At 71.4% G+C, this 14,158-nt stretch carries 15 protein-coding genes and 1 riboswitch; of the genes, 13 read left to right on the top strand and 2 right to left on the bottom strand.

Going from position 1 to position 14,158, the window contains the following annotated elements:
* Positions 1 to 24: 24 nt before the first annotated feature.
* From sucC to P4R38_RS02480, 3 genes are all read left to right on the top strand, one after another.
* Complete coding sequence (gene sucC / locus P4R38_RS02490) at positions 25 to 1,218, top strand: ADP-forming succinate--CoA ligase subunit beta (RefSeq protein ID WP_275239769.1); 1,194 nt, start codon at positions 25 to 27, stop codon at positions 1,216 to 1,218.
* 12 nt (positions 1,219 to 1,230) lie between these two features.
* On the top strand, positions 1,231 to 2,121 hold the full coding sequence (gene sucD / locus P4R38_RS02485; protein WP_275239768.1) for a succinate--CoA ligase subunit alpha: 891 nt from the start codon (positions 1,231 to 1,233) through the stop codon (positions 2,119 to 2,121).
* Between the two features lie 181 nt (positions 2,122 to 2,302).
* Positions 2,303 to 3,517 carry a cell division protein PerM gene (locus P4R38_RS02480; RefSeq protein ID WP_277190901.1) on the top strand — a complete coding sequence of 405 codons (1,215 nt, stop codon included), beginning with the start codon at positions 2,303 to 2,305 and terminating at the stop codon, positions 3,515 to 3,517.
* 2 nt (positions 3,518 to 3,519) lie between these two features.
* On the opposite strand, the gene P4R38_RS02475 is transcribed toward P4R38_RS02480, so the two are convergent.
* Positions 3,520 to 3,915: a hypothetical protein gene (locus P4R38_RS02475; protein WP_277190900.1), complete on the bottom strand. Its 396-nt coding sequence runs from the start codon at positions 3,913 to 3,915 to the stop codon at positions 3,520 to 3,522.
* Positions 3,916 to 3,998: 83 nt separating this feature from the next.
* Between P4R38_RS02475 and purN the strand changes: the two genes are divergently transcribed.
* From purN to P4R38_RS02445, 6 genes are all read left to right on the top strand, one after another.
* On the top strand, positions 3,999 to 4,619 hold the full coding sequence (gene purN / locus P4R38_RS02470; protein ID WP_277190899.1) for a phosphoribosylglycinamide formyltransferase: 621 nt from the start codon (positions 3,999 to 4,001) through the stop codon (positions 4,617 to 4,619).
* Position 4,620: 1 nt separating this feature from the next.
* Positions 4,621 to 4,697: riboswitch (ZMP/ZTP riboswitch) on the top strand.
* A 28-nt stretch (positions 4,698 to 4,725) separates the two neighbouring features.
* Complete coding sequence (gene purH, locus P4R38_RS02465) at positions 4,726 to 6,333, top strand: bifunctional phosphoribosylaminoimidazolecarboxamide formyltransferase/IMP cyclohydrolase (protein ID WP_277190898.1); 1,608 nt, start codon at positions 4,726 to 4,728, stop codon at positions 6,331 to 6,333.
* Positions 6,333 to 7,271: a DMT family transporter gene (locus P4R38_RS02460; RefSeq protein ID WP_277190897.1), complete on the top strand. Its 939-nt coding sequence runs from the start codon at positions 6,333 to 6,335 to the stop codon at positions 7,269 to 7,271. The genes purH and P4R38_RS02460 overlap by 1 nt, the downstream gene beginning before the upstream one ends.
* Before the next feature lie 70 nt (positions 7,272 to 7,341).
* Complete coding sequence (locus P4R38_RS02455; protein ID WP_277190896.1) at positions 7,342 to 7,947, top strand: GNAT family N-acetyltransferase; 606 nt, start codon at positions 7,342 to 7,344, stop codon at positions 7,945 to 7,947.
* Positions 7,944 to 8,516: a GNAT family N-acetyltransferase gene (locus P4R38_RS02450; protein WP_277190895.1), complete on the top strand. Its 573-nt coding sequence runs from the start codon at positions 7,944 to 7,946 to the stop codon at positions 8,514 to 8,516. The genes P4R38_RS02455 and P4R38_RS02450 overlap by 4 nt, the downstream gene beginning before the upstream one ends.
* Positions 8,517 to 8,547: 31 nt before the next feature.
* A complete protein-coding gene (locus P4R38_RS02445; RefSeq protein WP_277190894.1) occupies positions 8,548 to 8,952 on the top strand; it encodes a secondary thiamine-phosphate synthase enzyme YjbQ in 405 nt (134 codons plus the stop codon).
* A 10-nt stretch (positions 8,953 to 8,962) separates the two neighbouring features.
* Here the strand turns inward: P4R38_RS02445 and P4R38_RS02440 are convergent, their stop codons facing one another.
* On the bottom strand, positions 8,963 to 9,427 hold the full coding sequence (locus P4R38_RS02440) for a GNAT family N-acetyltransferase (RefSeq protein WP_275239758.1): 465 nt from the start codon (positions 9,425 to 9,427) through the stop codon (positions 8,963 to 8,965).
* A 19-nt stretch (positions 9,428 to 9,446) separates the two neighbouring features.
* Here P4R38_RS02440 and P4R38_RS02435 point away from each other — a divergent pair, with 19 nt between their 5' ends.
* The 4 genes from P4R38_RS02435 to P4R38_RS02420 all read left to right on the top strand — a co-directional run bounded on the left by P4R38_RS02435 (position 9,447) and on the right by P4R38_RS02420 (position 14,070).
* The gene (locus P4R38_RS02435) at positions 9,447 to 10,292 is read left to right on the top strand and encodes a bifunctional methylenetetrahydrofolate dehydrogenase/methenyltetrahydrofolate cyclohydrolase (protein ID WP_275239757.1); all 846 of its coding nucleotides are present in this window, start codon (positions 9,447 to 9,449) and stop codon (positions 10,290 to 10,292) included.
* Positions 10,289 to 10,552 carry a DUF3017 domain-containing protein gene (locus tag P4R38_RS02430; RefSeq protein WP_275239756.1) on the top strand — a complete coding sequence of 88 codons (264 nt, stop codon included), beginning with the start codon at positions 10,289 to 10,291 and terminating at the stop codon, positions 10,550 to 10,552. The genes P4R38_RS02435 and P4R38_RS02430 overlap by 4 nt, the downstream gene beginning before the upstream one ends.
* Before the next feature lie 600 nt (positions 10,553 to 11,152).
* Complete coding sequence (locus P4R38_RS02425) at positions 11,153 to 13,474, top strand: ATP-binding protein (RefSeq protein WP_277190893.1); 2,322 nt, start codon at positions 11,153 to 11,155, stop codon at positions 13,472 to 13,474.
* Entirely contained in the window at positions 13,411 to 14,070 is a 660-nt protein-coding gene (locus P4R38_RS02420) for a response regulator transcription factor (protein WP_277190892.1), read from the top strand. The genes P4R38_RS02425 and P4R38_RS02420 overlap by 64 nt, the downstream gene beginning before the upstream one ends.
* Positions 14,071 to 14,158 lie beyond the last annotated feature (88 nt).

Here is a 14,158-nt window from a genome sequence, read left to right as displayed (position 1 = left end):
CAATGACGATGGAGCAGATTCCCCGTGGATCTTTTCGAGTACCAAGCGCGCGACATGTTCGAGGCGCACGGTGTACCGGTGCTGGCGGGCAAGGTCGCCACGACGCCGGCGGACGCCAAGGCCGCGGCCGAGGAGATCGGTGCCAGGTCGGGCGGGGTCACCGTCGTCAAGGCACAGGTCAAGACCGGCGGTCGCGGTAAGGCCGGCGGCGTCAAGGTCGCCAAGTCCGCGGACGAGGCCGAGCAGCACGCCGCGCAGATCCTCGGCATGGACATCAAGGGCCACACCGTCGGCACCGTGATGATCGCCCAGGGCGCCAAGATCGCCGAGGAGTACTACTTCTCGATCCTGCTGGACCGTGCCGAGCGTCGCTACCTCGCCATGTGCTCCAAGGAGGGCGGCATGGACATCGAGCAGCTGGCGGTCGAGCGTCCGGAGGCGCTGGCCCGCGTCGCCGTCGACCCGAACGTCGGCATCGATGAGGCGAAGGCCCGCGAGATCGTGGACGCCGCCCGCTTCGACGCCGAGACGGGCGCCAAGATCGTGCCCGTCCTGCAGAAGCTGTGGGAGGTCTACCGCGACGAGGACGCGACCCTGGTCGAGGTCAACCCGCTGGTCAAGACCGACGACGGCGAGATCGTCGCCCTCGACGGCAAGGTCACGCTGGACGGCAACGCCGACTTCCGCCAGCCGGAGCACGCGGCGCTGGAGGACAAGGCCGCCGCCGACCCGCTGGAGGCACAGGCCAAGGAGAAGGGCCTCAACTACGTCAAGCTCGACGGCGACGTCGGCATCATCGGCAACGGCGCGGGCCTGGTCATGTCGACCCTGGACGTCGTCGCGTACGCGGGTGAGAAGGTCACGGGCGGTGCGGGCGAGCACCCCAAGCCGGCCAACTTCCTCGACATCGGCGGCGGCGCCTCGGCCGAGGTCATGGCCAACGGTCTGCACGTCATCCTCGGTGACGAGCAGGTCAAGAGCGTGTTCGTGAACGTCTTCGGCGGCATCACCGCCTGCGACGCGGTCGCCAACGGCATCGTCGGCGCCCTGGACAAGCTGGGCGACGAGGCGACCAAGCCGCTCGTCGTCCGCCTGGACGGCAACAACGTCGAGGAGGGTCGCCGCATCCTCGCCGAGCGCAACCACCCGCTCGTCACCATCGAAGAGACCATGGACGGCGCCGCGGCCAAGGCCGCCGAGCTCGCCGCGGCGAAGTAAGGACCCGGAGCAATGGCAATCTTTCTCAACGCTGACAGCAAGGTCATCGTCCAGGGCATGACCGGCTCCGAGGGCATGAAGCACACCCAGCGCATGCTCGCGTCCGGCACCACCATCGTCGGTGGTGTGAACCCGCGTAAGGCCGGCACCGAGGTCGAGTTCGACGGCGGGCACCAGATCCCCGTCTTCGGCACGGTCAAGGAAGCCATCGAGGCCACCGGCGCCAACGTCTCGGTCGTCTTCGTGCCGCCGGCGTTCGCCAAGTCGGCCGTCATCGAGGCGATCGACGCCGAGATCCCGCTGGCCGTCGTCATCACCGAGGGCATCGCCGTCAAGGACACCGCGGAGTTCTACAACTACTCGGTCAACAAGGCGACCCGCATCATCGGCCCGAACTGCCCGGGCCTGATCAGCCCCGGGAAGTCCAACGCGGGCATCATCCCGGCCGACATCGCCGGCCCCGGCCGCATCGGCCTGGTCTCCAAGTCGGGCACGCTGACGTACCAGATGATGTACGAGCTGCGGGAGTTCGGTTTCTCCTCGGCCATCGGCATCGGCGGCGACCCGATCATCGGCACCACCCACATCGACGCGCTCGAGGCGTTCGAGAAGGACGACGAGACCGACGCGATCGTCATGATCGGCGAGATCGGCGGCGACGCCGAGGAGCGCGCGGCCGCGTACATCAAGGACCACGTGACCAAGCCGGTCGTCGGCTACGTCGCCGGCTTCACCGCTCCGGAGGGCAAGACCATGGGCCACGCCGGCGCCATCGTGTCCGGCTCCTCCGGCACGGCCGCCGCGAAGAAGGAAGCCCTCGAGGCCGCCGGCGTCAAGGTCGGCAAGACGCCGTCCGAGACCGCGGAGCTGATGCGCGAGATCATGCAGGGCCTCACGAAGTAGGTCCACGCGTACGACGGCCGGTCACCCCTCGTGGATGACCGGCCGTTCGTCGTCCCCCGCCGCCCTGTCCGGCAGAAGCTGGCCCCCGGCACACGCATGGCTGTACTGCTGGCCACGATTTGCCGGAGGGACGGCGCGGCTCCCGGGGTTCGGGGTGCGCGGCGGTGACGATGGAGCGGCCATGAGTCTGCTCGAACGCACCCGCCAGATCGTCCCGACGCCGTCCACCGACCGGCCACCACGCCTGCTGCTCGCCGCCGCCGGGTACGGCGCGGTCGGGGCGGTCGCCCTCGCGCTGCTGCTGGTCCTGCCGGTGATGGCCGCCTGGTTCGCCGACGCCCACAGCACCACGAGCTGGTCGGACGCCCTCAGCATCGCCGCCGACGGGTGGACCCTCGCCCACCGCGCCCCGCTCGGTGTGCCGGACGACGGGGCGAGCGTGGTCGCACCGCCTCTCCTGCTCACGGCGGCCGCGGTCCTGCTCGCCCGTCTGGCCGCGACCAGCGTTCTGGTGCAGCTGACGCGGCGGACGAGCGGCCTATGGTTCCGGGTCGCGCTGGCGTACGTGGCCGGGTACGCCCTCACCGGCGTCGTGCTCGCGCTCGTCGGGTGGACCGGCCCCGCTCGCCCGAACCCGCTCCTGGTGGTCCCCGGTGCCGTGGTGGTGGCGGTCCTCGGTGTGCTGTGGGCGCTGTGGCGCGACGACCGCCGCGGCGACGGCATCGCCTCCGCGCGGCCCGCCCGCTGGGTGCGCGAGCGGCCGGCCGTCCTGGTCCGCGCGTTGCGTCCGGCCCTGGTGGGCACGGGCGTCCTGCTGGCGCTCGGCCTGGCGCTCGTACTCCTCGCGGTCGTGACCTCCTGGAGCCGGGTGACCCAGATCAACGGCGAGCTGGACGCCGGCATCATCGGCGGGACGATCCTGACCGGCGGCCAGCTGTTCGCCGCTCCGAACTTCGCCGCCTACGCCGCGACCTGGCTGAGCGGCGCGAGCCTGCACCTGGGGGCGGTCACCGTGGGCCACGCCTCGGTCACGCCGGGGATCCTGCCGCTCGTCCCCGTGCTCGGTGCGCTTCCCGAGGCGGGCGCGGCTCCGTGGTGGGCGCCGCTGGCTCCGCTGGCGCCGGTCGCCGTCGGCGCCTTCGTCGGCTGGTACACCCTGCGCGGGCTCGCGGCCCTGGCCTCCTGGCGGTCGAAGGTCCAGACCGCCGTCGTGGCCGCGACGCTCGCGGGCGTCGGTGTGGTGGCGGTGGCGTACGCCGGGAGCATGGGCGTCGCCGGCTCCAGGCTGGACTACGTGGGTCCGTCGGTGCTGGCCATCCCGCTGCTGATCGGCGAGCTCGTCGTCGGGGCGCTCGTCAGCACGACGACGCTGCACCTGTGGCGGACCCGCCGCTGAGGTCAGCCCTCCCGCATGAACCGGTGCAGCAGGTCCGAGCTCTCGCCGAACCGGGTCTGGCAGGCCGTCTGCGCGGCCTGAGTGTTGGCTCCGGCCTGGCACTCCTGGTAGTCGAAGGTCGACTCGTAGAAGGCGTACGGGATCGCGACGATGACGAACAGCACCACCGTCAGCGCGAGCCCGATGCCGCTCCACAGCCGCATGCCCTTGGAAGCGCCCGAGGCGCCGAGGGCGCGCAGGCACTGCACCGACGCCCACACGGCGACGGCGAGCGGGACGAGGGCGACGAGGTTGAACGGCATCGGCATGAGCGAGGCGAGGAACCCCAGCAGGAGGTAGAACGCAGCGCGACGTGAGTGGACGGCTCCGGGTGGCAGCACCCGCTTCTGCTCGGTCACATCACTCCTTGTCGCTGGGCCCTCATCCTCTCCCAGCACCTGCGGCGGCCGCGCCCGGGGTCTGACTCGGTAGCCTTCCCGCCGTGACAGCACCGACCCCGATCGTCGTCCTGGTCTCCGGATCGGGCACCCTCCTGCAGGCCCTGATCGAGGCGAGCGCGGACCCGGCGTACGGCGTGCGCATCGCCGCGGTCGGTGCGGACCGCGACGGTATCGAGGGGCTGGCGCGAGCCGAGCGCGCCGGCATCCCGACCTTCGTCCGCCGCGTCCGGGACTTCACCTCCCGGGAGACGTGGGACGCCGCGCTGACCGCCGACGTCGCCGCGTACGAGCCCGAGCTGGTGGTGTCCGCCGGATTCCTCAAGCTCGTCGGGCCTGCTTTCCTCGCCCGGTTCGCCGGCCGCTACCTCAACAGCCACAACGCGCTGCTCCCGGCCTTCCCCGGGATCCACGGACCGCGCGACGCGCTGGACTACGGCGTGAAGGTCGCCGGCGCGACGCTGTTCGTCGTGGACGAGGGCGTCGACACCGGGGTGATCGTCGCCCAGTGCGTGGTGCCGGTCGAGGACGACGACGACGTCGAGGCGCTCACCGAGCGGATCAAGCAGGCGGAGCGCCCGCAGCTGGTCGAGTACGTCGGCCGGATGGCCCGCGAGGGCTTCGCCATCGACGGGCGCAGGGTGAGGCTCGGCGGCGTCGACTAGCCTGGCCGCACACGACTGGCGCAGGTGGGTGACCACCAGGGAGTGACGTCGAGTGCATCGAACGCCTGGGTGCCCTCATCGACCGAAGCGTTCTCAAGGAGTGCCCGTGACCTCTGCCCCCGACCAGCGCCGACCGATCAAGCGCGCGCTCGTCTCCGTCTACGACAAGACCGGGCTGGACGACCTCGCCCGCGGCCTGCACGAGGCCGGCGTCGAGCTGGTCTCCACCGGTGGCTCCGCCAGGCTGATCGGCGACCTCGGCCTCCCGGTGACGAAGGTCGAGGACCTCACCGGCTTCCCCGAGTGCCTCGACGGACGGGTGAAGACGCTGCACCCGAAGGTGCACGCCGGCCTGCTCGCCGACACCCGCAACCCCGACCACGTCCGTCAGCTCGGCGAGCTGGGTGTCGAGCCGTTCGACCTGGTGATCTCCAACCTCTACCCGTTCACCCAGACGGTGGCCTCGGGCGCGAGCCAGGAGGAGTGCGTCGAGCAGATCGACATCGGCGGCCCGTCGATGGTGCGCGCCTCCGCCAAGAACCACGCGAGCGTCGCCACCGTGACCGACCCCACCTCCTACGACGCCGTGCTGGAGGCCGTCCGCGCCGGCGGCTTCACCCTTGCGCAGCGTCAGCAGCTCGCGGCGCAGGCGTTCGTCCACACCGCGACGTACGACGTCGCCGTCGCCTCGTGGATGGGCAACGTCCTCACCGACACCAGCGGCGGCGACGGGTTCCCGGCCTGGGCGGGCGCGACCTTCCAGAAGGCGGACACGCTGCGGTACGGCGAGAACCCGCACCAGCCGGCAGCGTTGTACACCAACACTTTTCAGCCGCAGCCGGGTCTCGCGCAGGGTGAGCAGCTGCACGGCAAGGCGATGTCGTACAACAACTATGTCGACGCCGACGCCGCCCACCGCGCCGCGTACGACCATGGCGACCAGCCGACCGTCGCGGTCATCAAGCACGCCAACCCCTGCGGCATCGCCACCGGCAGCACGATCGCGGACGCCCACCGCAAGGCGCACGCGTGCGACCCGGTGTCGGCGTACGGCGGCATCATCGCCACCAACCGGCCGGTGACCAAGGAGATGGCCGAGACGGTGAAGGACATCTTCACCGAGGTCGTCGTGGCGCCGGAGTTCGAGCCGGAGGCGCTGGAGGTCCTGACCGCCAAGAAGAGCCTGCGGCTGCTCAAGGCGGCTGCGCCGGCCCGCGGTGGCGTGGAGACCCGGCCCGTCTCGGGCGGTCTGCTCATGCAGCACCGGGACGCCGTCGACGCAGAGGGGGAGGACGCCGACGGCAACCTCACGGGGGACGACGCGTCGCGCTGGCGGCTGGTCGCGGGGCAGGCCGCCGACGAGGCGACGCTCGCCGACCTGCAGTTCGCTTGGCGGGCGGTCCGCGCGGTGAAGTCGAACGCGATCCTGCTCGCCCGTGACGGCGCGTCCGTCGGCATCGGCATGGGCCAGGTCAACCGGGTCGACTCCTGCGAGCTCGCGGTCAAGCGTGCCGGCGAGGAGCGCGCCCGGGGTGCGGTCGCCGCGTCCGATGCGTTCTTCCCGTTCGCCGACGGCCTGCAGGTGCTGCTCGACGCCGGCGTGCGGGCCGTGGTCGCGCCCGGCGGTTCCAAGCGCGACCCCGAAGTGATCGAGGCCGCCGAGCAGGCCGGTGTGACCCTCTACTTCACCGGAACCCGCCACTTCGCGCACTGATGTCGTCGGCACGGTCGGCGGCGCTCGCCGGGGGCGTGGTCTCCGGCGCGCTGCTCGCCGTGCAGTCGCGGATGAACGGCGCGCTCAGCGTGCACAGCGGTCAGCCGGTCGAGGCCGCGCTGTGGAGCTTCGGCTCCGGTCTGGTCGTGCTGAGCCTGATGGTGCTGCTGGTCCCGCGCATCCGCGCCGGAGTACGGGAGATCGGGCGGGCCGTCCGCGGTGGCCGGTTGCGCTGGTGGCAGTGCATCGGCGGCGCGGCGGGCGGCCTGCTGGTCGCGGTGCAGTCCTGGTCGGTCCCGCTGGTCGGCGTGGCGGTCTTCAGCATCGGCGTCGTCGGCGGGCAGACGCTCAGTGCGCTGGTCGTCGACCGCGCCGGGCTCGGACCGGCCGGCGTGCAGCACATCACGCCGGCCCGGGTGGCGGCTGCTGCGCTCGCCGTGGTCGGGGTGGTCGTGTCGTCGACCGCGCACTCCGGCGGGCACGAGGTGTCGCTGCTGCCCGCCGCCGCGGCGTTCGCTGTCGGCCTGCTGCTCGCGGCCCAGCAGGCCGTCAACGGGCGGGTCAACCAGGTGACCGGGCAGCCGATGTCGACCACCTGGCAGAACTTCCTGGTGGGTCTGGTCGTCCTGCTCGCCGTCGCGGGGTACCAGGCGGCCGTGTCGGGCGGCCCCTGGGACCTGCCGACCGGGTCGCCGTGGTGGGCGTGGTTCGGCGGTGTCCTCGGCATCGGCGTGATCGGGATCATGGCGTGGGCGGTCGGCGAGATCGGCGTGCTGGTGTTCGGCCTGGTGTCGGTCGCGGGGCAGCTGATGGCCGCGCTCGTCCTGGACCTTCTGGACGCCTCCACCCGCGACGAGGTCGGCGGACGCCTCGTGCTCGGCCTGCTGATCACCCTGGTCGCGGCGGCCGGCGCCGGCTGGGCGGCATCGCGCGCCTGACCGGTCCGCCGCGCCGGCTCGCGCGTAATCCGGTTGGAGGCGGCCGCCGCTCGGTGCTACTCCTGGTCCGGTGACCTCACCTTCCGTGACCTGGCCCCGGCGTACTCGACGCCTCGTCCTGCGGCCGTACCGCGCGGAGGACGCCGGCCGGCTGCTGCAGATCCGCAACCACCCCGACGTGTGGCGCTGGCTGCTGAGGACCGAGGTCGACCCGGCCGCGTTCACGCAGGCGTGGGCCGACGGCGTCGCCGACCCGCTCGACCACCCCGCCGTGGTCGAGCTCGACGGCGCGGTGATCGGCTGGTGCAGCATCGAGGTCCAGGACGGGATGGGCCAGGACAAGGCCGGGCCGTCGCCCCGCTCCGAGGGGCTGCTCGGTTACATCTTCGACACCGCGTACGCCGGTCACGGCTACGCGAAGGAGGCCGCGGCGAGCATGGTGGCGGCGGCGTTCGACGAGCTCGGGCTGCACCGCGTGACCGCCGGCTGCTTCGCCGACAACACGCCGTCCTGGAAGATCATGGAGTCGCTCGGCATGCGGCGCGAGCAGTACGGCGTCGAGGACTCCTGGCACGCCGAGCTCGGCTGGCTCGACGGCTACACCTACGCGATCCTCGACCGGGAGTGGGCCGCCCGCACCGAGACCGCGCCGACCGCCGTGGCAGCAGTCCGATGACCACCCACCGCTCCGAGCGGGCGGACGACCACGACGCCGTACGAGGAGTGGTCGCCGACGCGTTCGGCGACCAGAAGGTGCCCGCGCTGGTCGACGCGATGCGCCTCTCGCCGGCCTGGCTCGACCTGTCGTTCGTGGCGGAGGACGACGGGGGCATCGTCGGTCATGTCGCGTTCACGCGGGCGCTGCTGGACACCCGGCGGGCGCTCGTCGACGTCCTGGTCCTCAGCCCGGTCTCGGTCGCACCGGCCGCTCAGGGGCGCGGCATCGGGAGCGGCCTGATCCGGTGGGCGCTGGAGGAGCTGCGGGCGAGCGCGTGGCCGATGGTGTTCCTGGAGGGAGCGCCGGGGTACTACGCACGCTTCGGGTTCGAGTCGGGGGAGGAGCGCGGTCATCGACGTCCGAGCCTGCGGGTCCCGGCCCCGGCGTTCCAGGTGCTCCCTCTGCCCGCCGCGCAGGAATGGATGATTGGCACCCTGGTGTACCCGCAGGTGTTCTGGGACCTGGACTGCGTGGGCCTGCGCGACCCGGACCTGGAGCAGGTCGAGCACGCCCTCGGCGTCGGCTGACGCCGCGCGAGATTCACGTCAGGATGAGGGCATGCGCTCGACGACCCAGGAGTACCGCACGGGCGACCGCGAGGCCGTCCTGGACATCACCGGCGACTGCCAGGACTTCGTCGCGGACGAGGGCGACGGCCTGCTGCAGGTGTTCGTCCCGCACGCGACGGCCGGCATCGCGATCATCGAGACCGGCGCGGGCAGCGACGACGACCTGCTCGCCTCGCTGCGCGAGCTGCTGCCGGCGGACGACCGCTGGACGCATCGGCACGGCAGTCGCGGTCACGGCCGGTCCCATGTCATGCCCGCGCTGATCCCGCCGTACGCGACCGTGCCGGTCATCGGCGGCCGGCTCGCCCTCGGCACCTGGCAGAGCATCTGCCTGGTCGACCTCAATGTGGACAACCTCGACCGCAGCGTGCGGCTGTCCTTCCTCGCCGGCTAGTGAACGGCGATCAGATCCAGCGGGCGTAGCAGCGGCAGTCGGGCTCGTCCCGGTAGTAGCCGTACGAGGGGATCGGCACGTAGCCGGCGCTCTCGTACAGGGCGATCGCCTCGGGCTGGGCGATGCCGGTCTCCAGGATCACCCGGCTGAACCCACGGCCGCGGGCGTACTCCTCGATGGCCGCCAGCAGCCGCCGAGCGTGGCCCTCGCGACGACGGGAGGGCCGGATGAACATCCGCTTCAGCTCGGCGTCGGCGCCGTTGATCCGCACGCCGGCACAGCCGATCGGCCCCGTCTCGTCGGAGGCCACGAGGAACGTGCCGGAGGGCGGGGCGAACTGGGCAGGCTGAACCGGGGTCGCGTCGCCACCGCCGTACCGCTGGGCCAGGTCGGCGTTGAGCTCGGCCACCAGCCGCTGGGCGGTGGGGTCTTCGTACGGGACGGTCTGCAACGTCCAGTCGGGCGCGGAAGTCACCGTGGCAGGATAAGGGCCCGTGACTGCGACCCTGATGGACGGTAAGGCCACGCTGGCGACGATCAAGGACGAGCTGCGCCGCCGGGTCGCCGCTCTCCAGGCCCGGGGCGTCACGCCCGGCCTCGGCACCGTCCTCGTCGGGGACGACCCCGGCTCGCGCTGGTACGTCGGTGCGAAGCACCAGGACTGCGCCTCGATCGGCATCACCTCCATCCGGCGCGACCTGCCCGCCACCGCCACGCAGGCCGAGGTCGAGGCGGTCATCGACGAGCTCAACGCCGACCCCGCGTGCACCGGCTTCCTGGTCCAGCAGCCCACGGGTCTGGACGAGTTCGCGCTGCTGTCGCGGGTCGACCCGGACAAGGACGTCGACGGCCTGCACCCGGTCAACCTCGGCAAGCTCGTCCTCGGCGAGGACGGGCCGCTGCCTTGCACGCCGATCGGTGCGATCGAGCTGCTGCGCCGGTACGGCGTCCCGATCGCCGGCGCCGACGTCGTGGTCGTCGGCCGTGGTCTCACCGTCGGTCGCCCGCTCGGCCTCCTGCTCACCCGCAGGTCGGAGAACGCGACGACCACCCTCTGCCACACGGGGACCCGCGACCTCGCCGACCACGTCCGGCGGGCCGACATCGTCGTGGCGGCGGCCGGCGTCCCCGGTCTGATCACCAAGGCGATGGTCAAGCCCGGCGCGGCGGTGCTCGACGTCGGGGTCTCGCGCGTCGACGGGAAGATCGCCGGCGACGTCGCCGAGGACGTGGCCGAGGTCGCCGGCTTCTTGTCCCCGAACCCCGGCGGCGTCGGCCCGATGACGCGGGCCATGCTGCTCACCAACGTCGTGGCCAACGCCGAGCGGCAGCCCCGGTGATCCCCAGCCGGCTCGGGCCGGTCTGGTGGTTCCTGGCGAGCGGCTGTGCTGTGGCCGTGACGGTCATGGTGGTCGGTCCGCTGCGCACCGGCGGCTACCTCCTGGCCGCCGTCCTCGTCCTCGCCGCGCTGGCCAGACTGGTGCTACCGGGCTCGCTGTGCGCCGGCGTCGCCGTCCGGTCGCGGTTCCTGGACGCCGTGATGTACGTCGCGCTCGCCGCCGCGATCGCGGTCATCTTCGAGCAGGTCAAGCTGCCCTGATCGAGGCCTGATCACTCGCCTCGCCGACCCGACGTCACCGGACGTGACACTTGAGGCGGCCGACCCGACTTCCTGTAGATGACGGAACGTGCGCCGGGGATCACGTACGTCCTCGAGATGCTGGTCGGCACGGAGGCGAGTGGTCGGGTCTGGCTTGGCCGGGATCAGGGGGACGGTCGCTGGCGTTCAAGGCGGTGCGCCCCGGGCGACTCCTTCGACATCCTCGACGAAATGATGGCCTATCACTCGGTAAGAACTACCGGCGGTTGCGCTCCACCCCGGCTCTCCACAACGAGTCCGACGACCCTACGCGCACCGCAAACCGTGGAGGTCTTCGCCGGCGGATGAAAGTTCTGGTCGCAGTCCGTGCCGTTCGGTAGGGCGGTGCCGCTCGACCTTGATGTGGTCCAGGCGCTTCGGCGGGAGATCAGGGTGAGCATGTCCGGGACCACCTCCTTCGCTCTGGTTCTGGGCGAGGCGCGGCCGCTCGGACTGACCGGCGGGCTGCCGAGCCCGATGAGTGAGGAGTGATCTTGCCCTGCGGCGGCCGGCGCGTAAGAAGTCCGGTGTCGCGGGTGGCCGCTTCTTACCATCGGGCCCATGGCGCTCCAGGAGCGGAGCCGGTCGTGGAGCGACACGTTCGAGCTGAGTGTGCGAGCGTTGTCGATCCTCCTGACGGTCGGCAACACGGTCAGTGGCAGCGCCATGCTGCTCCAGCAGGGTTTACCTCGGACGAACTCGGCCCGCGGGGTCGTCGGTCTGCTGCTCCTGGACGCGCTCCTCCTGTCCGCGGCGCTCGCGGTCGAGCGAGCGGGTCCGCTCATGGTGTGCAGCGCGACGGCTGTGGGCGCGACCGGTGTCGTCCTCCTCCCGCTCGCCGATGCCCAGCAGCCCAGCGGCGGATCGTGGGTATACCCGTGGATGCTCGTCCCGGTGGTCGCCCTTGCGGTCGTCCTGCCGAGTCGTCAGTGCATGGGTGCCTCGGCGGCGCTGGCCTGCGCGTACGGGCTCGCCAGCCTTCTGAATGCCGGGCCGTCCTGGAAGGCGGCAGAGGTCGCGGCTACCGACGGGGGCTTTCTGCTGGTCATCCCGGCCACTCTCACGTGGGCGATGAAGGGTATCCGCCGTGTCCTCCGTTCCTACGACGCACTGCTGCAGGATCGGCGGACTCGTCATCGACATGAGCTCGAGCTCCGCACAGCCACAGCACAGCGCAGGGAGGTCGACCGGATCGTGCACGATCACGTCCTGCAGGCGCTCAAGGTGCTCACTCTCCCCACAGGATCCGTCCCGGCGTCCGAGGTCCGGGCGCTGTGCCGGCGCGCGTGCGCCGTCTTCCGTGAAGAACTGGAGGGGGTGCCGGATTCCGGCCCCGTGGCGCTCGCCCCGCAGTTACGCGCCGCGGCACGCGATCTCGGGCTGGCTGTGACACTCACCGGCGTGCCCGCCTGGGTTCCGGCGGAGGTCGCCCACGCCATCGGTTCCGCGACGCGGGAGGCGCTCAGCAACACGCGACGCCACGCCTACGTCGACGAGGCGTGGGTGACAACAACTCGATCGGGTACGACGATCACGGTGGAGGTCACCGATCACGGCGAGGGGTTCGACGACACCGGGGCCGGGCTCGGCGTACGGCTGTCGATGAACGAGCGAATGCGGGACATCGGCGGCACCTGCGAGGTCGTCTCGTCACCGTCGCGGGGCTGTAGGGTCCGCCTTACCTGGTCGCCTGAGGTCGACTCGGTACCGCGGGCGACCCGACTGGCCTTCATCGACGGGCTGAGCAGCGCATTCGTGCTGAGCGCCACCCCGACCGTGGCCATGGCGGTCTGGTTCAGCTGGTGGAAGAGCCCACTCCTCGCCGACCCCGCACTGCCGGTCCTTGCCACGATCCTGGGTGCCCTCCTGTGGTTGGCGGTCGCCACACGGCTTCTTCGGCCAGGCCGGCTGACGGGGCCAACCAGCATCGCCGGCTGGTCTGCAGTCGTTGCTGCGTGGGTGGATGGCAGTGCGCTGCCACCGGGTTTCTCCGACGGCGGCCTGTACTGGCTCGCAGGAGGGCTCTGTCCGCTCGTCCTGGCCGTGATCTTCTTTCGTCCGCTGCGCGAGTCGGTCCCACCCGCGCTCGCGCTCGTCGTGGTCGTGGCGTTCTGGCTGTGCGAGGCGGGCGGTGGACCGTCCGCCATCGCGGCTCAGGCTTCGGTGCTGGCCGCTCCCGCTCTACCCATCCTGTGTGCGTACATCCTTCGAATTCTCTGCGACCGCATCCAGGGACGCGCGGAGATCGAGGAGGAGCGGATCCTGCGCGTGAGCGCCCGCACCACCCGGCTGCGGGTGAAGGAGGCTGATCTGCGTGAGCGTGCGGAGTACCTGCGGCTAGAAGTTCTCCCGCTGTGCGATGCGGTGGCTCGCGGAGCGCAGCCGTTGTCGGGCGTTGCGGTTGCGGCTCGCGCTGCGGCGCTGGAAGGTGAGGTGCGGGACACTCTCGAGCTCGGGCGCCCCGTGCACCAGGAGGTGCGAAGGGCGCTGTGGCGGCTACGGAGCGGGGGGTGGCGTGTACAGCTGCGGCTGGACGCGGGACTCCCGTCGGCGCACCGGCTGGGCACCCTCCTCGGGTACGTCCCGCCTCATTCAGGATCGACAGTCACGATCCGTACGACGACCGCCGCAGGAGGCGAACGCCTCACCGTCACCGTGATTCCTGGCAGTGAGACCCTGCGACGCGCCGCGCGGGCGATGCTCGGCGTCGAGGTCGTCCACGACGCGGATAGCACGCAGTGCATCATCGCCCCACCACCGGACGCACCTTCTTCACCGACCTGCCCCGACGACGTGCGTCACTACCAGGAGGTCCCGCCATGCCCGACCGCGCTTCTACGCGGGGAAACATCAGAGTCGGCGCGATCGACGACCATCCTGTAGTGCTGCGCGGCGTCATGAGCGTGCTCGCCGAGCAGGCGGACGACATCAGCCTGGTTCAGGTGGCCGCGTGTGTGGCCGACATGCTCCCGTCGGTCCAAGACCTCGATCTGGTGCTGCTCGACATCAGCGTCCCAGGTGACGTGCCGGCCGAGGAACGAGTGCACCTGCTGACGGGGGCAGGCGTCCCAGTCGTGCTCTTCACCGCGGAGCTGCGACCCGCGCGGGCGCAAAGCCTGATCCGGCTCGGAGCGCGCGGCCTCATCTTGAAGTCCGATGACGTGGACACACTCGCCGCAACGATCCGCCAGGTCGCCGCGGGGGAGTTCGGCACGTCCAGCCACCTCGCCGACTCCCTGGCGCACGACGCGTCGTTGGTCAGCCACCTAGCACCGCGCGAGTTGACGGTGCTGCGTCTGCTGGCGGACGGCATCCCCAAGAAGGCGATCGGTCGTCACATGGAGCCTCCGGTGTCCGCGCACACCGTGGACACCTACCTCCAGCGGATCGCCGGACGCTACGCCCAGCTGGGCCGGCCGGTCGCCAACGCGTACGGGAGCGTATGGGAGGCGACGCGCGACGGACACCTCGACCTGTGACTCGAGGCCGACGCTTCTCCCCGGAAGCGCCGGCCTCGAGGGTAGGTGGTGCTCGTTGTGCCGGTCGGAGCAGCAGCTGCTGCCGGAT

The sequence above is a fragment of the Luteipulveratus flavus genome (assembly GCF_029439465.1).
Classification (GTDB): Bacteria; Actinomycetota; Actinomycetes; order Actinomycetales; family Dermatophilaceae; genus Luteipulveratus; species Luteipulveratus flavus.
Note: the sequence above shows the minus strand (reverse complement) of the source record. Positions and strands in the feature narration are given on the sequence as shown.